The following is a 22,156-nucleotide window of genomic DNA, read 5'->3' as shown; positions in this document are numbered from 1 at the left end:
TTTCTTATTTTATCTTATTTTTTCTTATTGTCCTATTGTATGCTACACCAAACCGATGTGTCTCATCTCTTGCATATTGCAATATTTTCAAAGAGGGTTTTGCTTGGGAAATTTTTATAGGATTTTTAGTTTTTGGGACATAAACTTCTTCATTTTCTTTTGCCAATGATATACACGGGACATTCAATCCCAATGATTCAAGTGACTTTATAGCAGCATTAAGTTGTCCTTTTCCCCCATCAATGACTATCAAATCTGGAAATTCAGAATTTTCTTCCAATAATCTATAATATCTTCTTTTAATAATCTCACCAATCATTGCAAAATCATCTCTACCATACACCGTTTTAATTTTGAATTTTCTGTATCCAGATTTATTGGGCATCCCATCTACAAATCTAGACATGGAACCTACTGCAAAATCCACGCCATGATTAGAAATATCAAAGCATTCAATGATTTTAGGAATCGATGGTAAATTCAGTATTTCTTTTAATTCAACTAGTCCGGGATCTCCGCCCTTTGTATGAATTAATTGAATGTTCTTTAAAATCAGATTTATGACATCTTTTCTTTTGCCTTTAGAAGGAACTAGAATTTGTACAGCAAATCCTGCTTGCTCTGAAAGTAACGATTCCAATAATTCTTTTTTTTCTGGAATCTCACTTACTAGAATGAATTTGGGAATTTTATGTGTGGAATAGTATTGAAAAAGGAAATTTGAAAAAGAATTATCAGCAACCAAGTCAAAAAAGAATTTATCACTATCTCGAATCACGCCGTTAATCATTCTAAAATTCATCACAGTCGCAGACTGCTCCTTTATACCAATTCCAAAATACTCCTCATCGGATTTATCAACATATTCCATTTTTTGTTTAGTCTGAAGACTGCCTAGTCTAACCAGAGTATCGCGAATGTCTTTTGCACGCTCAAATTGCTGTAGTTGAGCAGCTTGGCGCATCTCTTCTTCTAGTTTTTTTGTAAAAATCTTTGTTTGGTTTTTTCCCTTTAGAACATCTTCCAAAGCAGAAATATGTTTTGGATATCTTTCTTGGGCATCTTTAAATTCACAAGGACCCTCACAATTTCCTAAATGATATTCCAGACACACTTTTTTTGGAAGTGTTTTACAAATTCTAATTTGGAATGCTTTACGCAAAGTTCCAATTGTAAGCAATTTTGAACTGCCTTGAGTAAATGGTCCAAAAGTCAGTCCTTTGCCTAAAAATTTTCCATCTCTAGTTCTTCGTGCAACAAGCAATCGAGGATATTTCTCATCAGATATTCTAAGATAGGTATATCTTTGTTGATCTTTCAATTCAATGTTGAATCTTGGGCGATATTTTTTGATCATGTTTGATTCTAGTAAAAAGGCCTCACTCTCGTTATCTGTTAGGACAAATTCAATTTCAGAAATTTTTTCCACTAATTTTTGTGTCTTGTAGTTTTGATTTTTTGAAAAATATGATTTGACTCTATTTTTCAAGTTCTTTGCTTTACCGATATAGATTATTTTTCCATCTGAATCTTTCATCAAGTAGATTCCAGGATCCGTGGGAATGGAGATTTTTGAAATGTCAAAAGTCATTTTTTAATAGTTTTTTTAAAAACTTTCCAGTATAACTTCCAGGTGCCTTTGCCAAATCATGAGGGGTGCCAATAGCAACAATTTTCCCTCCCTCATCCCCGCCTTCAGGTCCAAGATCAATCACCCAGTCAGAATTTTTGATTACATCCATGTTATGCTCAATTACAACCACAGTATTTCCTAAATTTACTAATCGATTAAGGACATCAAGTAATTTTTGAACGTCAGCAAAATGCAATCCGGTTGTGGGTTCATCCAGAATATAGAGAGTTTTCCCAGTACCCCTTTTTGAGAGTTCAGACGCAAGTTTTACCCTCTGAGCTTCTCCGCCAGAAAGTGTTGTAGATGATTGACCTAATTTGACATAACCTAGCCCAACATCATAAACTGTTTGTAATTTTCGTTTAATTGATGGTATATTCTCAAAGAAATTTAATGCCTCATATACAGTCATGTCTAAAATATCGGAGATGTTTTTACCCTTGTACAACACAGATAATGTTTCGGTGTTGTATCTCTTTCCTTTACATTCATCACATTTGACATAAACATCAGACAAAAATTGCATTTCAATTTGTTTAACGCCATCTCCATCACATGCAAAACATCGTCCATCTGCCACATTGAATGAAAATTGTCCAGGAGCATAACCGCGCTCTTTTGATAATTCAGTATTTGCATACAGTTCTCTAATAGGAGTAAATGCACCAATGTATGTTGCAGGATTTGAACGCGGTGTTCTACCAATTGGGGATTGATCAATTGCGATAACCTTATCGATATTCTCTAAACCAACAATCTCTTTGTGATTGCCAGGCCTGACATTTGTTTTGTAAAAATGACTCTCCAGTGTTTTAAGCAGTACGTCATTAATCAAAGTCGATTTTCCAGAACCTGAAACACCAGTAACAGATACAAAAAACCCCAAAGGAATTTCAACATCAATATCTTTGAGATTGTTTTCTGATGCTTTTCTAATAATTAATGAACCAGAACGATTACGAATTTTATTTTTCAATGTAATCAGAGAATTATCCTTTAGATACGCACCAGTAACAGAGTTACCGCCATGTAGAATTTTATCAACTGTTCCTTCAAAAACCACGTTTCCGCCATGAACTCCTGCGCCAGGTCCCAAATCCACAATCCAGTCTGAATTTCGTATTACTTCTTCGTCATGCTCTACAACTATGACTGAATTTCCAAGATTTCGTAGCTTATTTAGCGTTTTAATTAGTCTAGCATTATCACGTTGATGCAATCCAATTGTTGGTTCATCAAGCACATACAAAACACCAGTCAAGTTAGAACCTATCTGTGTTGCCAATCTAATTCTTTGAGATTCACCCCCAGACAGTGTTGAGCTTAATCTGTTTAATGATAAGTAATTCAATCCCACATTCATCAAAAATTCCAGACGTTCTTTGATCTCTTTGAGAACATCTTTTGCAATGTATTGCTCGTTTTCAGTTAATTTTAGAGTAGAAAAAAAATCATAACAATGATCAATTGACATATTGCAAACATCCATTATTCCTTTTTCATTAATTTTGACTGCAAGTGACTCAGGTTTTAATTTTTTACCATCACATGAATTGCACGGAGTGTCACGCATGAATTGCTTTAACCATTCTCGTTTTGATTCAGAATCAGTCTCCATAAAGACCCGTTGAAGATTTACAAGTACACCTTCAAATGCGTCAGTATATTGCCAAGAAGAATCGCCAGATTTGGAGCGATATTTAAAATCAATTAAATCAGATGTTCCATGTAAAATAATATCAAAATGTTTTGGTTTAATTTTTTCCAAGGGAGTCATCAAATCAAAACCAAATTTCATTCCAACTGCTCTTAATGCTTGTCTTCTAAAGGATGAGAACCGTCCACTCCACGGAACAATTGCTCCATCTAAAATTGATTTTGTTTTATCAGGAATTACTAAATCAGCATCAAACTCCATCTTTACACCCAGTCCATTACATGTTTTACACATTCCAAACGGGGAATTAAATGAAAACGAGCGGGGTTCTAATTCACCTACGGTTAATCCACAATATGGACATGCATTATTTTGCGAGAAGATTTTTTCATCCTTGTCAGTTGCAATCATCACATCTCCTTTTGATGCTTTAATGGCAGTTTGAATTGCCTCAAAGAGTCGGGAGCGTTCAGATTTTTCACTAGTTATTCTATCAACAATAATTTCAATATTGTGCCATTTTTGCCGGTCAAGTGGAGGAATTTCATCATCCAGGCTCAAAATTTCTCCATTTATGCGTATTCTAGAATACCCATCTTTTTTGATTTGTTCAAATAATTTTTCATATGTTCCTTTTTTTCTTTGAATGATAGGGGCTAAAATCAAGATCTTTTTTCCAGAAAAATCTTTTAGGACAGAATCACATATTCTCTCAACTGATTGTGTTGACACCTTTCTTCCGCAATTTGTGCAATACGGAATACCAATTCGTGCATAAAGTAATCGCATATAATCATAAATTTCAGTAGTTGTACCCACAGTAGAGCGAGGGTTTTTGCTTGTGGTTTTTTGTTGAATAGAAATTGCAGGAGACAACCCTTCAATGGAATCAACATCAGGTTTATCCATCATTTCTAAAAATTGGCGAGCATATGCTGAGAGAGATTCAACATATCGTCTTTGACCCTCAGCATAAATTGTATCAAAAGCTAATGTGGATTTTCCAGATCCTGACAACCCACTAATTACAACTAGTTTGTTTTTTGGAATATCAATATCTAAATTTTTTAGATTATGATGTCTTGCTCCTCGAATTTTTAGTTTAGTTTCTACCATCTTTGAATCTAATCTCCTTTTCTAGTCTTTTTATCCTATCCCTACATTCAATTGCTCGCTCAAAGTCTAATTCTTCAGAATATTTTTTCATTTGAGCATCTAAATCAATAATGTCGTTGTTTAAATCATGAGTTGATTTTAATTTTGATTCATCCAATGTAGTTTCTTGTTCTGGCACTGATTTTATGATGGTTTTAGGGGTAATGTTGTGCTGTAGATTATATTTAATTTGTTTTTCTCTACGACGTCTAGTTTCATTCATAGCATTTTTCATAGATTGTGTAGTGTTATCAGCATACATTATTACGGTTCCATTTTCATTTCGGGCTGCACGTCCGCATGTTTGAATCAAGCTAGTAAAATTTCTTAGAAATCCTTCTTTATCAGCATCTAAAATTGCAACCAGGGAGACTTCGGGTATGTCCAATCCTTCTCGCAGTAAATTGATTCCAACGAGAACATCAAATTCGCCTAGACGTAATTGCCTGATTAATTCGGTTCTTTGTAATCCTTCAATTTCGGAATGCATGTATCGTACCCGGACTTGTTTTTTTGACAGATATTCAGCTAAATCTTCAGCCATCCGTTTGGTCAGAGTAGTAACCAAAACACGCTCAGATTTGGCGGCTCTTTTATTGATTTCAGTAATTAAATCATCCATTTGGCCTTGGGTTGGCCTAATCTCAACCAAAGGATCAAGTAGACCAGTGGGTCTTACTAGTTGTTCTGCTATTTTTGTGGAGATTTTTTTTTCATATTCTGATGGCGTTGCAGATACAAATATTGTATTTTTAATGTATTTCTCAAATTCCTCAAATTTTAATGGCCTATTATCATATGCGCTTGGCAATCTAAATCCATATGTTACAAGCTCTTTTTTTCTAGAGTGATCTCCCTTGTACATACCATGAAGTTGTGGCAATGTAACATGGGATTCATCAATTACTAAAAGATAGTCATCTCCAAAAAAATCCATCAGGCAAAAAGCTTTTTCGCCAGCAGATCTGCCGTCAAAATGCCTAGAGTAATTTTCAATACCAGAACAATATCCCAACTCTTCAATCATTTCCAAATCATAGTTTGTTCGCATTTCAAGTCTTTGTTTTTCTAGTTCATTTAATTCGGGCAGACGCTTTTGTAATTCTTGTTTAATTGATTTAACAGCTTTTTCTCTAACGTCTTTGGCAATAAGGTAATGTTTTGCAGGAAAAATTTTCATTTGAGATACAAGTTTTTTTTCTTTTAATGATACATGATCAAGAAGAAGAATTTTTTCTATTTCATCACCAAACAAGGAAATTCTTACTATATCTTCAGAGTATGCAGGCGTAACATCAATAGTGTCACCTTTTACTCTGAAATTTCCAGGTGCTACTTCAACATCGTTTCTTTCATATCGTGCATCAACAAATTTTCTAATTAGTTCAGTTCTTTTTATTTCATCACCAGGTTTTAATGTAATTGCCAAGTCTTCCCAGTCCTTTGGATTTCCAAGGGAGTAAATGCATGAAACAGTGGAGACGATAATCGTAGGTTCGCCTGAGAGCAGCATTGCAGTAGACTCTAGTCTTAATTTTTCAATCTTTTCATTTATCTGAGTATCCTTTTCAATGTAGGTATCGGTTTGAGGAAGATAGCTTTCTGGCTGATAGTAATCATAGTAGGATACAAAATAACCAACATTATTTTTTGGAAAGAATTGCTTTAGTTCTGCATAAAGTTGAGCTGCCAGAGTTTTGTTGTGGGAAATTACCAGTGTATTTTTGCCAGTTCTAGCAATAACATTGGCAATGGAGAATGTTTTGCCACTTCCTGTAACCCCAAGCAAAGTTTGAATTGTTTTCTTTTTTACGCCTTTAACTAATTCATCAATTGCTTGGGGTTGATCTCCAGTTGGAGAATAATCAGAGATTAATTCAAATCTAGATGTTTGTTCCAATAGATACAATTCTTGAAAACTGAACTTATAGCTAACGTTTGTTAATGAAAAACTAAAGGTAAACTAAAAACAAATCAAACTTTAACACCAAAATAGAAAAAAGATAAAAAAAGATTATTGAATAAGAATCAAAAAATCAACGATTTTTTATAGAGAATTGAATTTTGATTTTAACACCAGTGGATAATTGAAGAACGTGTTTAAAATCGGCACGGTTACTGTTTCAATAAGATTTGTGGATCAATAGCAGTTGTTGACCAAGCACAGTCAGGTACTAATCCAGAACACGAGAAAATCATCATGTTTTCAAATAATCATGAATCATATTTTGTGGAGTTATTTTAAACAAACTGGGAAAAAACATGTGAGATTCATCATCTTACCAAACAGGTTCATCAATCATTCTTAAACCATCGGATGTCTCTTCAAAACCCATGATTTTTAGAGTTTTTTTAGATGTCGGGGAATTTTTTTTCAAAATATTTTTTGCAAGTTCCATTCTATCTTTTGGATTCAAGTGTTGTCCAATCTTATATTTGCCATGAATTGTTTGAGGAACAACTTTGATAACACTTACAGCGTCTAAGACCCTCATATCAGATTCAATTGGATCATACTGTCCTTCAGGTTGATATTTTTTCATCAGTCCATTGAGCGCAAGTGTTTTTTCTTCTCTGTCAGAAACAAAAATTCCCATTCCCTTAATTACAACACTAATGTACAAAGTGTCTGCGAGAGATGCGTTATGAGGATCCTCAAAATAAGAGGGCAAAAACTCTAGCTCCCTGTCTGCCTCAAAGCCAACTTTGTTGTTTCTAGATATATTTTCCAATTTTTCTCCTTTTACATGTGAATGCATGTAAATCGCATCATTAAGAAACACAAAATTCATTGGAATAATTTGAGGAAACCCATTTTCATCTATGCTAGATAGACGTCCCACATGCTCCTCATTTAGAAATTCTTTTACCTTGTCATATGATTTTATTTGAAGAATTCCAACTAATTGCACAAATTAATAAAAATAAATAATATTATAAATCCAGATCATAAAAAATGCCTAAAATATAAGATAAAATAAAAATCAACATGGATGATCCATATCTTGATGAACTAAAAAACGACTTTAGAGATTATTCCAATCAACTGAAAAAATTAAAAAAGAAATTATTAAAAACAAATTCAATAGAATTGCAATCAAAAATTATTCAGCAGATTGATTCAATAGCTAACAAAATGGAGAATAATCAAAAACAATCAGTAAAGGTAATAAAATCCAGATTAAAACAAGCGAAGAAAAAATCTAATAAATGACTTTCCTCATCAATAGTTTTCATTAATGTAAATTGCTAAATTTAGGAGTTTAAAAGAAAAGACATGAATGAAATCAACGAGGAACAAGAAAATGCCACTCAGAAAGTATTAGAACTGTTAGAGGAGTGGGGATCTGAATCGAGATTCATTTGGTTCCGAGAAATTCATAGAATTACAGAAATTGACAAAGGTTTACTTCGAAATATACTCAATGAATTAAAAAAATCAAAAGAGGTCAAAGACATGCATGGGACAAACAATAGGATATTTTTTTGTCTGAAAAAATACTATGTTAAATGCAGAGATGTTGAATTCAGATTCAAAGGAAAAGAGATCATGTTAAGAGACGGAAGTAAGACAAAAATCATTCAGGGCTCAACAAATGCAACTGAACGTACTAGAAAAAGATTAGAAAAGCAGAAAAACAAACGGAGAGCAAAGGCATTTACAAAAGCAAAAAACAAAAGACCACACAAATCATAAAGAATCTTCGGCTTGTCTTCGTGAAAAATTAGATTCAGCACGTTTGAGTCGTGCAGATTGGGCAACATCTTCAGTCATATCATAAAGATTGTGGAGTCCCATGTTTGGAGTCAATTCGTCTTCCAGTTCATCATCTAAATCAAATTCAAGATTTGCCAAAATTTCTACATTTTCATCTAAAATGTCAAGATATTTTTTTAGAGACTCGGGTAGTTCGTCATCCATCATACATCATAAAAACAAGTAGAGTAAATGATTTTCTGTACGTTATAGAATAGACGCCTTATTGTTTGGCTTTTTCTCTAAGTGCAGGCATTACATGACTTGCAAATTTATCTATAGAACCAAAGTAGTTCTTACCCCAGAATCTTATAACAAAGTGATTGACACCTGCCTCCATAAATCGCTCAAATGTGGGAATGATATCTTCAGGGGTTCCAACGGCAGTGGAGGAACGTGCAATTTTGTCAGGAATTTTTGTAGCTGCTTCCCTCATCTTTACAATCCAACTTTGATCAGACATTGAATATTCTGTAAAGTATTTAACAAAATCAAATCCTTCAATTTCTTTTAATCCATGAACTCGCAATACTTCGGGTTTGAATAAACTAACTTTTACAGCTTCTTTCATTTTAGCCCAGGATTCTTCTGCATCCTCAGAAAAGTACACATCAATATCTAAAGCCATTTGGAAGTTGTCTTTTTCTTCTTGAGTACGATTGTTCTTATCCATGGATGATTCGATTTGTTTTTTGTGATCTTCAAAGAGTTCAGGAGTATAACCAATTGGAAGCCATCCATCGCCTAGTTTTCCTGTTAATTCCAAAGTTCTCTTGCCGCCTGATGCCATGTAAGTTGGAGGACGTGGTTTTCTAATTGGAGGGGCTTGTAAGCACGCACCTTCTAGTTGATAATATTTTCCAGTGTAATCAACAGTATTGTCGGGAGTGGAATTGTATAATGTATGAATAACTTCAATTTGCTCTTCCCATTTTGAAACAGGTTTTTCAAATGGAATGCAGAATTCTTTTAGATTTTGTGCCTCACCTGCGCCTATACCAAGTATTGCTCGGCCTTTTGAAACTCTATCAAGAGTAATTGCGGCTAATGCGATATTTGATGGGTGTCTTCTAATTGCATCTGTAACACAAGTTCCCAATTCAACATTATTTGTAACTGCAGCTATTGCAGAAAGCATGACCCATGGATCGAGCACTGTAGCGTTTTTCCATTGTGGGACATTCGTATGATCCATGTAGAAAATTGAATCATAGCCAGTTTTATCAGCCAGCATGCAAGCCGTTAAGATTTGGTCCTCAGTATATCCGGCTCTTGCGACATTTAATCCGTTTTGAATGCCAAATTTGAGTTTCTTTGAAGCCAAGTATAATTACCTTAGAGTATTAGCATAAAAAGTTTCATCAAGCTGCCAATTTCGCAGTTAATCAATAAAATAGAAAAAAGGTAAAAAATTTTGAATTTTTTACAAATTACCTGATTTGATGTCTTCAAGACATTTTATGACGTCTTCTTTGGATATTGGAATTGGGTTTGGATCTAAATGTCCTCTATCGGTCATTACGACGTCTGCAGCTTCTGAAACATCAGCTTTGAGTTCTAATTTATCAAAACCAAGTTTTTCCATAGCTTCTTTGAATCGATCATAAAAGATTGACTTGTTATGCTTGTGAGCAACTGTAGTACAAGAAGATAAGGAATAACCATGAGGCACTCCTTCATTTGAGAATACATAGGACAAAGCATGTCCAAGTGTAGTAGAGCAATTACCAAATCCCATTCCAGATAACATTGAACCGTATGGGTAGTTTTCAGGTTTGTCGTTCATTATTGCATCATAAAGAATCTCAAATGCTTGGTTACAGAGAGTTCTAGTCAAGTCATTACCGAGCTTGCTATCATAGCCTTCAGTAGCTTGAGCACATGCATCACAGACAGAATTTTTGATGACCTGTTCCGGAGTACCATCCATAAAATATGAATCGACTACAGCCATGTCAGCTAAAAATCTATCTTCACGTAACAGTTTCTTTTTTCCATCAAATTTTAGAACACAATAAGTTGTCATTTCAGCTCCAGTTCCAAAAGTAGTTGGAATTAAGATTTTTTCTTTTTTCATCTCAGGTGCAGCATATTTTACTACATCCATTGAACTTCCACCACCTAGGCCGATTAAGACGGATGGATTTTTGTCTTTGAATTGTGAAATCACAGTATTGACATCTTCAATTGATGGTTCAGGTTTCACTTGATCATACAACATATAATCCTGAATTCCCATTTTTGCTAACCATTTGTCAGAAAGTTCTGGCGGAACGGTTGTTACAATCAGGGCATTTTTTGGATACTCTGTTTCACCAAGTGCGTTTTCTCCAAAGTTGATAACTTTTGGAATGCGTACTGTGTGCATAAATCAAAGGCATCATTGATTATTATTATATCTTGCATTATTGAGAATTGGTGTGATTATACAAAATTTCAGAGAATTGGCAACCACTGAGAAGAAAAAAGATTGCCTGGAAATTTTAGAGGCAGGTCTTCAAGCAGCAGATCCTAAAAATATCATTACAAAATATGTTACGCCCAATGAAATTAGGATCAAAGGCAAAGTGATCAATGTTGAGAAATATTCAAACATCTATTCCGTAGCATTTGGAAAAGCTGGAGATTCTATGACCCGGGCATTGAATGCAATAATACCCATCAAAAGCGGAATAATAGTAATTCCCAAAGGTTCCAAAGCCAAAATTAAAGGAAAAAAATTTCAAATTTTCAATTCCAGACATCCACAACCTGATAAAACAAGCGTAAAAGCAGCAAAAGAGGTTATGAAATTTGTCCAAAATAAGCGAAGTGACGAATTAATAATTTTTCTTGTGTCTGGAGGTGGTTCTTCGCTTCTTGCAATGCCAGATGAAATTACATTGGATGATAAAATTCATGTTACAAATTTGCTGTTGAAAACAGGAGTGACAATTCAAGAGTTCAATTGCATCAGAAAACATCTCTCAAAAATTAAAGGGGGAAAGCTAATTGAAAACATGAAATGCCACGGGATTAGTTTGGTGATGTCTGATGTTGAAGGTGATGATCTTTCATCCATTGCGTCAGGTACAACATACATGGATGATACAACTTATGCAGATGCATTAGAAATTATTGATAAATATAAAATCAGATGGAAAATTCCAACGGAGGTCTTGCAGATTTTAGAAAAGAGATCAAATGAAAAAAGGTGTGAAACTCCAAAAAAAGCACAAATTGAAAATTACATCATTGCAAACAATAATGATTGCCTGCAAGCAATGCAAAAGAAAGCTGATGAGATAGGATACAAAGTCTCAACAATGCAAATTTTTGGAGACATCAAAGAGATAGTTCCAAAAATACTTGAAAACATTTCATATGAACAAAATACTTGTTTGATTTTTGGAGGTGAACCAACCGTAAAAGTTCTTGGAAAGGGAACGGGTGGTAGAAATCAAGAATTAGTTTTAAGACTATTAAAAAACACTCAAAAGGCAAAAAAAATCATCATAGCGTCTATGGGGACAGATGGAATAGACGGAAATTCAATCTTTGCAGGAGCAATCACAGAGAACATCAAAGTTGATTTGGATGTGATGAAGGAATTTCTCAAAAACAGTGATTCAGGAAGATTCTTTCAAAAGCAGAAAGGAAACATCGTTACAAACTTTACACATACAAATCTAATGGACATAGGTTTGATTTTAAGATAAATCAAATGTGTAAAATTTCATTTATGACAATCGCAATTACAACTAGTTGGCATACATCTATGAGCAATACAATCCTTGCAGCCTTTACTTCTACCGCTTTTTACACGTAGCCATTCTTTATCCAATTATTTCACTTGAGAGTTGTGATTTTCATATCAAAATAAACATATTGTAAAAGAGATAATCCTAATGTGATTTTTCATAGTACTCCACAGGATGAGAGAATTGTCTATTATAGTCAACTTCTAACCAGAATTTTTCCTCATCGATTTCTTTTCCTTCATCAATCCACACATTTAGAATTTTTTGCATAAACATTTGTGTTGTGTCATCAATTTGAGGTCTCACTCCAGTTTCTTCTTCTATTCTATCTCTTTCTTCTTTGAATTTTTTTAACAGTTCTTTGAGATGTTTGCCGTTGATTTGGGCAGCCTTTTTTCTTTTTTCATTTTGGAGATCTTTTTTGAAATTGGATAAAAACCCCATTATTTTGATTACCAAACAGATTCTAAAAAGAGTTCAGGAGGAGGATCCAGCAGTTTTTGGCAGTGTAATTGTAAATGTGGTGGGATTATTACTAACATCGATTGTGCCTTTATGCATCTCCAAATATTGCTTGCATGATGCCAATCCCAAACCAGTTCCATCATCTTTTGTAGTAAACATGGGCTCAAAAATTTGTTCAATGTTTTCTTCAGGGATTCCAGGTCCTGAATCACTAATTTTTATTGTAGCAAATGCACCATCTACTTCAATCGATACACTAACTTTACCTTTAAGGCCAGTTGCCTGAACGGCATTTTGTATAATATTTGTGATAATACCACGAATTTTTACCACATCACATTGAAGGACACAGGAATTAAGTGATGATTGCAATTCAACATCCTGTGGAAATTTTACCTCACCAATTGAACTTTTTACAATTTCTTTTAAATCACAAGTAATCAAGCGAATCTCAGGAGTCTTAATGAAATTCAGCACGTCGTTGATTTGATTTGTAATGTGGGAGAGTGCATTCTCCATACTGAGTATTGAGTTTGACAAGACTGTATCTTCATGAATTTTTTGTTTTACCTTCATCAATTCAATTTGGGATTGTAAAATTGTTAGAGGATTTCTCATATCATGTGCCATTTTTGAAGACATTTTACCTATCATCTCCAATTTATTATTGTCCACAGCAGTAAATTTTGAGGATAATGCTTCATCAAGTTTTTTTTGGGTTTGGGTAAGTGTTGATTTTGTTTTTCTTAATGACGCAGATTTTGCAGTCAATTTTTGTTTTGTTAATTGATGGAATTTTTGTGCGGTCTCAATCTCTTTTTTCAGAGTAAGTAATTTTTTGTCTGCTTCATCTAGATTTTCATTTTCTTCTAAAGACTCGTGATTGAATTCTAAATTTTTTTCCGGTGTTTTTTCTAAAACGGGATCGATTTTTTTGGATTTCTCATCAGGTTTAAAATCAATCTTCATGGTTTCAGCGGGTTTGGATTTTTTAAAAAAAACGGTCCTTTGGGGGGCATTCATAGGATCAATGTCAGAATCTTCTTTGATTTCCCTATGCATGAATTTTCTCATATATTTACAATCAAAATTTCAAATATGACAAATAGGATGTTCAGATAGTACAAACACAGTATTATTTAAACAAATTAGGCGTCACAAGATCTTTTAATATAATAATGCCGTATTATAACCAGACATTCCCATGTTAGAAAAACAATTCAAACCAGATTTGCTATACAACAGTATTGTTCATTTTTACATGGATAAGAAAGGATATTCAAAGGACAAGGCAAATGCCATAGCACAATCAGTAGTGCAAAAAGAAGCCCAAAGAAGAATATGCAAAAATGAAAAATGCAAGCATTTTTCTCATGATCATATTAGAAATACGGAAACGTGTCTAGTTGAAAATTGTGATTGTAGCAAATTTTCATCTAAGTAAAATTATCTAAAGAGTTTTCCAGTAATGGTTGAGCATTAATGCCAATTTTTTTCAAGTGTTGTGCAAATTCATTCACAAATCCATGTATTGTATAGACTTGTTCGGCCTCAGATTTTATGACCATATCAACAAGCTCATTAAAATCACAGTGATCACTCATTGGAATTGAGTAATCAGTTCTTCGTCCAAAAGAAAATCGTGAGGATTGTGCCCATCCACTAAATCCAATTGTTACAGCACCGTATTTTGATTTCATTTCTTGAATAAATTTATTTTTACTTGACATCATTGGTGCAACCATTATCCACGGTTTTTTTTCAAGTAACCCATTTTTTTCAGCTTCAGAATGCCCCATCCCATCCTTTAAAGAGACTCCAAATTTTTGATGAAGTAAATTCATATCTTTTACAGAATCATGAAGATAAAGCGGGCCCCAATGCCCAAATAATTGAGTAATTGTTTGTGCTTTTCCCAATTGGTAACCCATTAAAATTACAGGGATTCCTTTTCCGTAAAGTTCAGAAATTAATTCGTTAACCTGTTTTTGAATTTGTTCCATTTTTGGAAAAACAAATTCTGCCAATCCAAATGTACATTCAGTAATCAGAGTTTTGCATTTAGGAATTTCTGCACCCTTTAGAAAACCTCTATCTCTAGTACAGATATCTCCAGTATAGAAAATATCATCAAAAAGCAAACCCCTGGCCCCAAGAATATGGCCACTGTTAATGAGGGAGAAATTTTCTAGTGATTCTACATGATTCTTCATTGTGAATCCTCTAAGATTAGCTATCTCATTTGTTTCAATGGAGGATAAGATCATTCCACCGTTTTTTGTTGGTAGGTGATCAGAATGAGCATGGGATACAAAATTTATTCCAGAAACATCACTGTTTTTAGGATCTAAATAAACTCGTTTTTCATTTACCTCACACAGGATTCCATTTTTAGTCATCCTGACTTTTCTAGGCAACGAAGATGAAAATAATTGGATTTGATATAAATTGCAGGTTTGATCTAGTATTGACTAGTTGCTAAATCTAGGAATTCTCATCTCTGGTCGTGGAAGCAACATGGAGAACATTCTAAAGTCAATTAAAAGTAAAAAGATCCCAATAAATCCAGCAGTAGTTATTTCAAATAAAGTAGATGCACCAGGTCTAAAAATTGCAGCGAAGTTAGGGATTAAAACAGAGATCATTGAGAGCAAGGGGTTTGAAGGTAGCAGAGAAGCATATGATAAAAAAATCATCGTCACCCTAACAAAATATGGGGTAACTCCTAAAAATGGGCTTGTTTGTCTTGCCGGATTTATGAGGATAATTAGTCCGCAATTTGTAAAAAAATACAAGAATAGAATTATCAACATCCATCCTGCATTGTTGCCATCTTTTCCAGGACTAAATGCGCAAAAACAAGCGTTGGAGTACGGTGCAAAATATTCAGGATGCACAGTTCATTTTGTAGATTCAGAAATGGATACAGGTCCAGTGATTCTTCAATCAGTAGTCAAAATCAAAGAAAACGACACAGAAGAATCACTATCAAAAAGAATTCTAAAAGAGGAACACAAGACATACCCCGAAGCAGTTAATCTATTTGCTAGAAAAAAGATCAAAGTTTCTGGAAGAAGAACAATGATTGGCTAAGAGTCAGGGCCGCCAAAAAAATACAAAACCTTTAGCTCCTTTGTATTCCCATGAAAATAATGCTCGACACCTTTTGCAACAAAAAACAGTTTGTCTTTGGATATTTTGTAATCTTTGTTTTTAATTTTCAAAAAACCATTTCCTGAAATTACATAGTATACCTCATCACTGTTATGTGGTTCCTGAGTATCTTCTTCATTTGGCTGTAAAACCAAAATTCCCGCTGCTAAACTTTCACGATTAATAAAAGTATGAAAATAAGAATCACTTTTTTTGATTTTTTCAAGATATGAATTTAAGTCATAATCGAGTTTCAACTTATTCAGCAACAATTGAGAATGTTTTTCTTTCTGGAGGAGCACTCATGTAAGAATGTCCTTCAGGATGTAGTTTATCGTGTTCTGGGCTATTGTGCATTTTGATGAAGGTGTCTTTGCTTTCATGTTCTACAATTATTCTATAGCTTCCGTCATTTGCTTTTAAAAATCGTCTTGAGATAAACCCTGGAAAGTTTGCCAGTACTTTGTTTGATTCTGAAAACCATTTTTTGAAACCTTCTTCAGCACCATCTTTCAGATTTACATCTGCCATCATTACAAACATGTTCTGGCTAGAAATATAGGCATTAAATTTCTTTTCTAAGATTTCCATCCAAATTCCAAGAATTAAATATCTACGAACTAAAAACAGTGTATGGTAGGCATCAAAATTGATGGCAAAGTTATTGCTCAATCAGTCAAAGACAGGGTCAAAAAGGCAGTTCTTGAGCTTAAAACACAAGATATCAATCCGTGTTTAGCCACGATTTTGATTGGAGAAAATCCAGCATCTGCAACATATGTCAAAAACAAACACATTGCATGTGAAGAAGTTGGAATCATAACAAAAGATCATAAACTTGCTTCAAATGTTACTCAAATGGAATTAAATAAAATCATAGATAATCTAAACACGGATAATTCTGTTCATGGAATCCTAGTTCAGCTTCCATTACCCGAACAGTTAGATGAATTTGCCACAACATCAAGAATTTCACCACTAAAAGATGTAGATGGTTTGACCCCCCATAATGCAGGATTGTTAGCAATGAAAAAAGCAGCATTAGTTGCATGCACTCCTTCAGGAGTTATGGAGATGTTTGATTTTTATAAAATTGATTTGGAAGGTAAAAACATAGTTCTAATAAACAGGAGCAATTTAGTAGGAAAGCCACTTTATCACTTATTATTAGAAAAAAATGCAACTGTGATTACATGTCATTCTAAAACAAAGAACATTGCAGAATTCTGTAAATCTGCAGACATCATCATCACAGCAGTGGGTGATAGAAACAAATTCACGTTGACACCAGAGATGATTAAAGACGGTGCAATCGTAATTGATGTTGCAATATCGCGATTTCAAGAAAAATTAGTAGGAGATTCAGATTATGATAAAATAATTCAAAAGGCATCTTTTGCAACTCCAGTACCAGGTGGAGTTGGACCCATGACAGTTGCCATGTTATTAAAAAATACAATCACCGCAGCATCACTGAGCAGTCAAATTGGACGATAGTAAAAAAAAGGCACTCAGGAATCTCCTTTTAGAAAAAAGAGACAACACTTCTTTTGATCTATTAAAGATTGCAAGTGAGAAGATGCAAAAGAAAATAAAAAAAATTTCTGCATTTAAAAATGCTCAGAAAATTGGAATGTATTATCCAATTCAAAGCGAGATTTTCACACAGGATATTATTCAAGAATTAATCAGTGATGGAAAAGAAGTTTTTTTGCCAAAAGTAATTGGAAATGAAATGGAATTTAGAAAAATAAAGGATTTTTCGAGCCTAGAAAAAGGAAGATTTGACATCATGGAGCCAAAAGATGACTGCAAGACGGACAATTCACTGGATGTGATAATCATCCCAGCTGTTGGAATGTCACCAAGGGGAGTAAGATTGGGATACGGTCATGGGTTTTACGATAAATTTCTAGCAGAAAATAAAACCACAACTATTGTGTTGACTTTGGAAAAGCAAATTGTAAAGAACATCCCAAAATCAGAACACGATGTAATTATTGATTGGATTGTAACAGAAGACAGAGTTTTTCAGACTCAGAAATAGGCTAGCCCTTTTTTACCAATATCTTTTCTGCAGTATTTGTGTGCCCAGGTTATTTTTTCAGTTGCGTCATATGCATTGTTAATTGCAATCTCCAAACTTTCGCCCAAAGCTGTGACTCCTAAAACGCGCCCACCGTCTGAGACAATTTTACCATCTATTTTTTTGGTACCAGCGTGAAAAACATGTGCTTGATTTGATACAGAATCAAATCCTGAAATTTCTTCGCCCTTAACATATGATTCTGGATATCCATCTGATGCTAAAACAACACATACAGCATATTGATTTTTCCACGATGGTAAAGGCATAGAAGATAATTTGCCTTCAACGCTTGCTACAAAATAATCATACAAATCAAAATCCATCCGCATCATAATAGGTTGGCATTCAGGATCACCCATTCTAACATTATATTCTAAAACATAAGGTTCATTATCTCTAATCATAATTCCAGCATACAAAAATCCCTTAAAGACAATTCCTTCATTTTTCATCGAGTGTATAGTTTTGTCAATAATTTTTTTTTGTATTTTTTCTGCCAACACATCATCAATTACAGGTGTAGGAGAATATGCCCCCATCCCACCAGTATTAGGACCCTCATCATTATCAAAAATTCTCTTATGATCTTGACTTGAAGCCATAGGAATAGCAATCTCGCCATCAGAGAGTGCAATGTAGGAGGCCTCAATTCCATCTAGTCTTTCCTCAACAATTATTCGATTTCCAGCCTCACCGAATGTTTTTTTGACCAGAATTGTTTGAATTGCAGATATTGCCTCCTTATTGCTATTGCAAACAATTACACCCTTTCCAGCAGCAAGACCATCAGCCTTTACAACCACATTATACTCAAGGGAGTTCACATAATCTTCAGCTTTTTGTGCATCATCAAAAATTTCGAATCTAGCTGTTGGGATATTATTGCGTTTCATGAAATTTTTGGCCCAAATCTTGCTGGATTCAAGCTGAGCAGCCATTTGGGATGGACCAAAAATTTTGAGATTTAGTTTGTTAAATTTATCAACAATTCCTGCAGCCAATGGATCTTCAGGACCAACTACAGTAAAGCAATTATTTTTTTGAGCAAAATCAGCCAATTCATCTAAATTAGTAACATCAATTGGCACATTGTTCTCAGTACCACCGTTTCCAGGAGATGTAAAAACAGTTTCAACCTTATTGCTTTGAGATAACTTCCAAGATAATGCATGCTCCCTGCCTCCAGAACCTATTACTAGGATATTTACCAACAAAAATCATCTTTAACTCAATTATATAATCCAAGTCTCAAAAAATCAATTTAGCTTTATAATGCCACATACATATGAAAATCCAATGGAACTTTCTACAAAGTTTGATGCAAAATCAATTGAATCACAAGTTAAAGAGTACATCAAATCAATTGATTTAGAAAAACAGATTTTTGCATCAGACAAACGTGAAAAAATTAGATTCATCGAAGGACCTCCAACAATGAACGGAATTCCGCATGCAGGACATCTAAGGGGAAGAGTCATCAAAGATTTGTGGTACAGATTCAATACCCTGCAAGGGGGGAAAATTGAATTCAATGGTGGATGGGATACACAGGGGCTCCCAGTAGAATTGCAAGTAGAGAAAGAATTAGGAGTTTCAGGCGGGAAAACAGAAGCAATCAAACAGTTTGGAATTGAAAGAATTGTAACTGAGTGCAAAAAAGTTGTAAAAAAATACAACAAATCATGGGTAGAAGTTGACGAACTTCTCGGCATGTCATTTAATCATGATAAAGCGTATTGGACTTTTAGAGATGAATTCATTGAAAGAGAATGGCAAGTGCTAAAAAAAGCGCACGAGAATGGAATTTTAGAAGAAGACTTTACAGTAATTGCATATTGCCCTAGTTGCCAAACATCACTTAGTCATGCAGAAGTAAATCAGGGATATGAAGAAGTTAAAGATCCATCATTATACTATAAAGTAAAACTAGTTGATGAAGACGCATTTTTGATTGTTTGGACTACTATGCCATTCACTCTAGTGACTGATGCAATGGTAGGTTTTCAACCAGACGAAGATTATGCATATGTCAAAGTAGAAAATGAAACATGGATCATTGGAAAAACAAGACTAGAAGAGTTCATGACAGAAATGAAAATAGATAATTATGGTATTGAAAAAACTGCTAAAGGTTCAGAATTCGAAGGCAGGAAATACATTCATCCGTTGCTTGATTTAATTCCAGAATTAAGTGAATGTTCCAAATTAAATAATTATCATGTTGCAGTTTCAGAGTCATTTGTTGATGCAAGTACAGGAAGTGGTCTTGTTCATCTATCTCCTGCAAACGGAGAAGAAGATATCAAAATAGCAAACAAGCGAAATGTGAAAATTTTCAGTCCCATTGATGATGAAGTAAAATTCACCACTCAAGCAGGAAAATATCAAGGAATGTTTGTTAGAGACGCAGACAGAATAATTGTAGAAGATCTAAAAGATTGTAATGCGCTAGTAAAAATTGGAAAAATAAAACACAAGTATCCTCTTTGTTGGAGGTCACATCATCCAATAGTTTGGCTTGCACGAAGAGGGTGGTTTTACAAATTAGACAGGCTAGGAAACAAAGCAGTTGATGCGGCAGAAAGTGTGGAGTATTTTTTTGAGCAGCCAAAAAACAGATTTTTAGGAATCATCAAGGAGAGACACCCATGGTGTATTTCTCGAGAAAGGATATGGGGTTGTCCATTACCTGTCTGGAGTTGCGATGACTGTGGTGAGAAAAACTGGTTCTTTACAAGAAAAGATATTGTAGATGCAGCAGAAAACTTACCAGATGGGCCAGACTTTGAATTACATAGACCGTGGATTGACAACATTACAATAAAATGTAAAAAATGCAACAGTGTCAAAACAAAAAGAGAAGAATATGTTTTAGACACATGGCACAACAGCGGTTCTGCACCATACTCATCTTTGACTGACGAAGAATACACAAATGAAATCCCTGCGCCATTTTTCACGGAAGGGATTGATCAAACCAGAGGATGGGCATATACTCTTCTTATCGAAAATGTAATCTTAAACAACGGTCCCGTACCTCCTTTCAAATCATTTTTGTTCCAAGGACACGTGCTTGACGAAAAAGGAGGCAAGATGAGCAAGAGTAAAGGAAATGTTTTGGAAGGTGCAGAATTATTACAGAAATATCCTGTAGACCTAGTCAGATTTTATTTTATGTGGAAGGCAAGCCCAATTGAACCTCTGAGTTTCAGCACTGATGAGTTAATGTCAAGGCCATATCAGGTAATAAACACGCTATTCAACCTTCATCTATATTTTGAACAAAATAGCAAGTACGACAATTTTGATCAATCAAACACGATTGAGTGGGCAAAGAAAAAGAATTTACTGACATCACCTGACATTTGGATATTATCTAAACTTCAAAAACTAATACAGAAAATTACAGAGAAAAATCAGACATGTAAATTCCATGAAAGTGCAAAAGCAATAGATGATTTCATCATAAACAATCTAAGTCAGATCTACATTCCAATTACAAGAGGAGAGTTATGGGATGAAGATGAAAACAAGAAAAATAGAAGATTGTCGATATATTCAGTACTCAATGAAGTACTCAAAACACTAGATATTTTGATTCATCCATTTTGTCCATTTACTAGCGAGTATCTTTATCAAACAGTTTTTCACGAAAAACAAAGCATCCTACTTGACAAGTGGCCCCAGTATGAAGAATCACTTGTAAATGAAGAGATTGAAGAATCATTTGACATTATGAAAGATGTCGTATCAGTGTCATCTGCAGCAAGGATGAAAGGAAAATTGAAAAGACGATGGCCGTTAAATGAAGCTCGAATTTGCGTCAAAAAAGGGCAAAAGAAAAAACTAGAATCATTGTCAGACTTGTTGCAGTCCCAACTAAACGTAGAAAAATTCTCCGTTGTAGAAACTGAAAAAGAATCAGGATTAGAACAAATTTTAGAATTAAAAGAGTTAGGACTGCCGGTAAAACCAGTTATTGAACTTGAAAGAAAAAGAATAGGACCCAAAGCAAAACAACACATGGGAAAACTAGTTACAACATTTACAGAAACAGATCCTGAAGAAATCATTTCATCATTGCAGAAGAATTCAAAACATGACTTTAACATAGATGGTGAGATAATTTCATTAGACACGGAAGATTATGTTGTAGATTTTGATGCAAGTGAAAATTTTGCTGCATCAAAAAGAGACGATTACATAGTGTTCATTTCAACATTGCGAAACAAGGAAATGATGGCAAAAGGATTGATAAAAGACGTTGCAAGAAGACTTCAAACTCTAAGAAAAGAAAGAGGATACAACCCCACAGATATTTTAGATGTTGCATCAATTCTCGATTTGGATGAAGAATCACTTGAAATGATTCAAGACAAGGCAGAAGATTTGGCATTTCTAGTCAGAGTGAAACAGGTGAATTTCACAGATTCTTGCAAAGAATACAAAGACGACGATATTGATGGCCAGAAAATAAGAATTTCAGTTGAATAGATATTGAAATTCA

At 34.3% G+C, this 22,156-nt stretch carries 21 protein-coding genes; 8 read left to right on the top strand and 13 right to left on the bottom strand.

Features of this window, described 5'->3' with window-relative positions; all coding sequences use genetic code 11:
* Positions 1-4 precede the first annotated feature (4 nt).
* From uvrC to K5783_RS01480, 4 genes are all read right to left on the bottom strand, one after another.
* Complete coding sequence (gene uvrC / locus K5783_RS01495; RefSeq protein WP_297471800.1) at positions 5-1,591, bottom strand: excinuclease ABC subunit UvrC; 1,587 nt, start codon at positions 1,589-1,591, stop codon at positions 5-7.
* On the bottom strand, positions 1,581-4,406 hold the full coding sequence (gene uvrA, locus K5783_RS01490; protein WP_297471799.1) for an excinuclease ABC subunit UvrA: 2,826 nt from the start codon (positions 4,404-4,406) through the stop codon (positions 1,581-1,583). The genes uvrC and uvrA overlap by 11 nt, the downstream gene beginning before the upstream one ends.
* Positions 4,393-6,345: an excinuclease ABC subunit UvrB gene (gene uvrB / locus K5783_RS01485; protein WP_297471798.1), complete on the bottom strand. Its 1,953-nt coding sequence runs from the start codon at positions 6,343-6,345 to the stop codon at positions 4,393-4,395. Before uvrB ends, uvrA begins: the two co-directional genes overlap by 14 nt.
* Before the next feature lie 379 nt (positions 6,346-6,724).
* Positions 6,725-7,357, bottom strand: coding sequence for a pyridoxamine 5'-phosphate oxidase family protein (locus tag K5783_RS01480; protein ID WP_297471797.1), 633 nt, complete (start codon positions 7,355-7,357; stop codon positions 6,725-6,727).
* A 77-nt stretch (positions 7,358-7,434) separates the two neighbouring features.
* Here K5783_RS01480 and K5783_RS01475 point away from each other — a divergent pair, with 77 nt between their 5' ends.
* The gene (locus tag K5783_RS01475; RefSeq protein ID WP_297471796.1) at positions 7,435-7,659 is read left to right on the top strand and encodes a hypothetical protein; all 225 of its coding nucleotides are present in this window, start codon (positions 7,435-7,437) and stop codon (positions 7,657-7,659) included.
* A gap of 63 nt (positions 7,660-7,722) precedes the next feature.
* Entirely contained in the window at positions 7,723-8,142 is a 420-nt protein-coding gene (locus K5783_RS01470; RefSeq protein WP_109876603.1) for a hypothetical protein, read from the top strand.
* Here K5783_RS01470 and K5783_RS01465 read toward each other — a convergent pair.
* From K5783_RS01465 to K5783_RS01455, 3 genes are all read right to left on the bottom strand, one after another.
* On the bottom strand, positions 8,137-8,367 hold the full coding sequence (locus K5783_RS01465) for a hypothetical protein (RefSeq protein ID WP_297472688.1): 231 nt from the start codon (positions 8,365-8,367) through the stop codon (positions 8,137-8,139). The two genes, K5783_RS01470 and K5783_RS01465, sit on opposite strands and share 6 nt — an antisense overlap.
* 58 nt (positions 8,368-8,425) lie before the next feature.
* A complete protein-coding gene (locus tag K5783_RS01460) occupies positions 8,426-9,526 on the bottom strand; it encodes an LLM class flavin-dependent oxidoreductase (protein ID WP_297471795.1) in 1,101 nt (366 codons plus the stop codon).
* Between the two features lie 99 nt (positions 9,527-9,625).
* A complete protein-coding gene (locus K5783_RS01455; protein ID WP_297471794.1) occupies positions 9,626-10,570 on the bottom strand; it encodes an iron-containing alcohol dehydrogenase in 945 nt (314 codons plus the stop codon).
* 52 nt (positions 10,571-10,622) lie between these two features.
* Here K5783_RS01455 and K5783_RS01450 point away from each other — a divergent pair, with 52 nt between their 5' ends.
* Positions 10,623-11,900, top strand: coding sequence for a DUF4147 domain-containing protein (locus K5783_RS01450; RefSeq protein WP_297471793.1), 1,278 nt, complete (start codon positions 10,623-10,625; stop codon positions 11,898-11,900).
* Positions 11,901-12,086: 186 nt separating this feature from the next.
* Here the strand turns inward: K5783_RS01450 and K5783_RS01445 are convergent, their stop codons facing one another.
* Both K5783_RS01445 and K5783_RS01440 read right to left on the bottom strand, forming a co-directional pair.
* Positions 12,087-12,386, bottom strand: a complete 300-nt coding sequence (locus K5783_RS01445) for a hypothetical protein (protein WP_278976074.1) — start codon at positions 12,384-12,386, stop codon at positions 12,087-12,089.
* A 33-nt stretch (positions 12,387-12,419) separates the two neighbouring features.
* Positions 12,420-13,469, bottom strand: coding sequence for a HAMP domain-containing sensor histidine kinase (locus K5783_RS01440; RefSeq protein WP_297471792.1), 1,050 nt, complete (start codon positions 13,467-13,469; stop codon positions 12,420-12,422).
* 142 nt (positions 13,470-13,611) lie between these two features.
* On the opposite strand from K5783_RS01440, the gene K5783_RS01435 reads away from it, so the two are divergent.
* Complete coding sequence (locus K5783_RS01435; RefSeq protein WP_297471791.1) at positions 13,612-13,851, top strand: hypothetical protein; 240 nt, start codon at positions 13,612-13,614, stop codon at positions 13,849-13,851.
* Here the strand turns inward: K5783_RS01435 and K5783_RS01430 are convergent.
* Complete coding sequence (locus tag K5783_RS01430) at positions 13,844-14,806, bottom strand: exonuclease (RefSeq protein WP_297472686.1); 963 nt, start codon at positions 14,804-14,806, stop codon at positions 13,844-13,846. The two genes, K5783_RS01435 and K5783_RS01430, sit on opposite strands and share 8 nt — an antisense overlap.
* A gap of 76 nt (positions 14,807-14,882) precedes the next feature.
* Here K5783_RS01430 and purN point away from each other — a divergent pair, with 76 nt between their 5' ends.
* Positions 14,883-15,500, top strand: coding sequence for a phosphoribosylglycinamide formyltransferase (gene purN, locus K5783_RS01425; protein ID WP_297471790.1), 618 nt, complete (start codon positions 14,883-14,885; stop codon positions 15,498-15,500).
* Here purN and K5783_RS01420 read toward each other — a convergent pair.
* Together K5783_RS01420 and K5783_RS01415 are read right to left on the bottom strand one after the other, a co-directional pair.
* Positions 15,497-15,817: a cupin domain-containing protein gene (locus K5783_RS01420; RefSeq protein WP_297471789.1), complete on the bottom strand. Its 321-nt coding sequence runs from the start codon at positions 15,815-15,817 to the stop codon at positions 15,497-15,499. The two genes, purN and K5783_RS01420, sit on opposite strands and share 4 nt — an antisense overlap.
* A 1-nt stretch (position 15,818) precedes the next feature.
* Complete coding sequence (locus tag K5783_RS01415) at positions 15,819-16,151, bottom strand: antibiotic biosynthesis monooxygenase (RefSeq protein WP_297471788.1); 333 nt, start codon at positions 16,149-16,151, stop codon at positions 15,819-15,821.
* A 42-nt stretch (positions 16,152-16,193) separates the two neighbouring features.
* Between K5783_RS01415 and K5783_RS01410 the strand changes: the two genes are divergently transcribed.
* Both K5783_RS01410 and K5783_RS01405 read left to right on the top strand, forming a co-directional pair.
* Complete coding sequence (locus K5783_RS01410; RefSeq protein ID WP_297471787.1) at positions 16,194-17,057, top strand: bifunctional 5,10-methylenetetrahydrofolate dehydrogenase/5,10-methenyltetrahydrofolate cyclohydrolase; 864 nt, start codon at positions 16,194-16,196, stop codon at positions 17,055-17,057.
* Complete coding sequence (locus K5783_RS01405) at positions 17,047-17,607, top strand: 5-formyltetrahydrofolate cyclo-ligase (RefSeq protein ID WP_297471786.1); 561 nt, start codon at positions 17,047-17,049, stop codon at positions 17,605-17,607. The genes K5783_RS01410 and K5783_RS01405 overlap by 11 nt, the downstream gene beginning before the upstream one ends.
* Here the strand turns inward: K5783_RS01405 and purD are convergent.
* Positions 17,598-18,860, bottom strand: coding sequence for a phosphoribosylamine--glycine ligase (gene purD, locus K5783_RS01400; RefSeq protein WP_297471785.1), 1,263 nt, complete (start codon positions 18,858-18,860; stop codon positions 17,598-17,600). The two genes, K5783_RS01405 and purD, sit on opposite strands and share 10 nt — an antisense overlap.
* 85 nt (positions 18,861-18,945) lie before the next feature.
* Here purD and ileS point away from each other — a divergent pair, with 85 nt between their 5' ends.
* On the top strand, positions 18,946-22,143 hold the full coding sequence (ileS, locus tag K5783_RS01395; RefSeq protein ID WP_297471784.1) for an isoleucine--tRNA ligase: 3,198 nt from the start codon (positions 18,946-18,948) through the stop codon (positions 22,141-22,143).
* Positions 22,144-22,156: the final 13 nt, after the last annotated feature.

Origin of the sequence: Nitrosopumilus sp., from assembly GCF_025699125.1 — an archaeon.
In the GTDB taxonomy this organism is placed as follows: Archaea; Thermoproteota; Nitrososphaeria; order Nitrososphaerales; family Nitrosopumilaceae; genus Nitrosopumilus.
This window is presented reverse-complemented; position numbering and strand designations above follow the sequence as displayed.

What these genes read in the sequence shown, in the direction of transcription:
- uvrC (WP_297471800.1), bottom strand. Translation starts at nt 1,591, where the DNA reads ATGACTTTTGACATTTCAAAAATCTCCATTCCCACGGATCCTGGAATC.
- K5783_RS01415 (WP_297471788.1), bottom strand. Translation starts at nt 16,151, where the DNA reads ATGGAAATCTTAGAAAAGAAATTTAATGCCTATATTTCTAGCCAGAAC.
- K5783_RS01445 (WP_278976074.1), bottom strand. Translation starts at nt 12,386, where the DNA reads ATGGGGTTTTTATCCAATTTCAAAAAAGATCTCCAAAATGAAAAAAGA.
- K5783_RS01435 (WP_297471791.1), top strand. Translation starts at nt 13,612, where the DNA reads ATGTTAGAAAAACAATTCAAACCAGATTTGCTATACAACAGTATTGTT.
- K5783_RS01475 (WP_297471796.1), top strand. Translation starts at nt 7,435, where the DNA reads ATGGATGATCCATATCTTGATGAACTAAAAAACGACTTTAGAGATTAT.
- K5783_RS01470 (WP_109876603.1), top strand. Translation starts at nt 7,723, where the DNA reads ATGAATGAAATCAACGAGGAACAAGAAAATGCCACTCAGAAAGTATTA.
- K5783_RS01440 (WP_297471792.1), bottom strand. Translation starts at nt 13,469, where the DNA reads ATGCATAGGGAAATCAAAGAAGATTCTGACATTGATCCTATGAATGCC.
- ileS (WP_297471784.1), top strand. Translation starts at nt 18,946, where the DNA reads ATGGAACTTTCTACAAAGTTTGATGCAAAATCAATTGAATCACAAGTT.
- K5783_RS01455 (WP_297471794.1), bottom strand. Translation starts at nt 10,570, where the DNA reads ATGCACACAGTACGCATTCCAAAAGTTATCAACTTTGGAGAAAACGCA.
- K5783_RS01465 (WP_297472688.1), bottom strand. Translation starts at nt 8,367, where the DNA reads ATGGATGACGAACTACCCGAGTCTCTAAAAAAATATCTTGACATTTTA.
- K5783_RS01410 (WP_297471787.1), top strand. Translation starts at nt 16,194, where the DNA reads ATGGTAGGCATCAAAATTGATGGCAAAGTTATTGCTCAATCAGTCAAA.
- K5783_RS01430 (WP_297472686.1), bottom strand. Translation starts at nt 14,806, where the DNA reads ATGACTAAAAATGGAATCCTGTGTGAGGTAAATGAAAAACGAGTTTAT.
- uvrA (WP_297471799.1), bottom strand. Translation starts at nt 4,406, where the DNA reads ATGGTAGAAACTAAACTAAAAATTCGAGGAGCAAGACATCATAATCTA.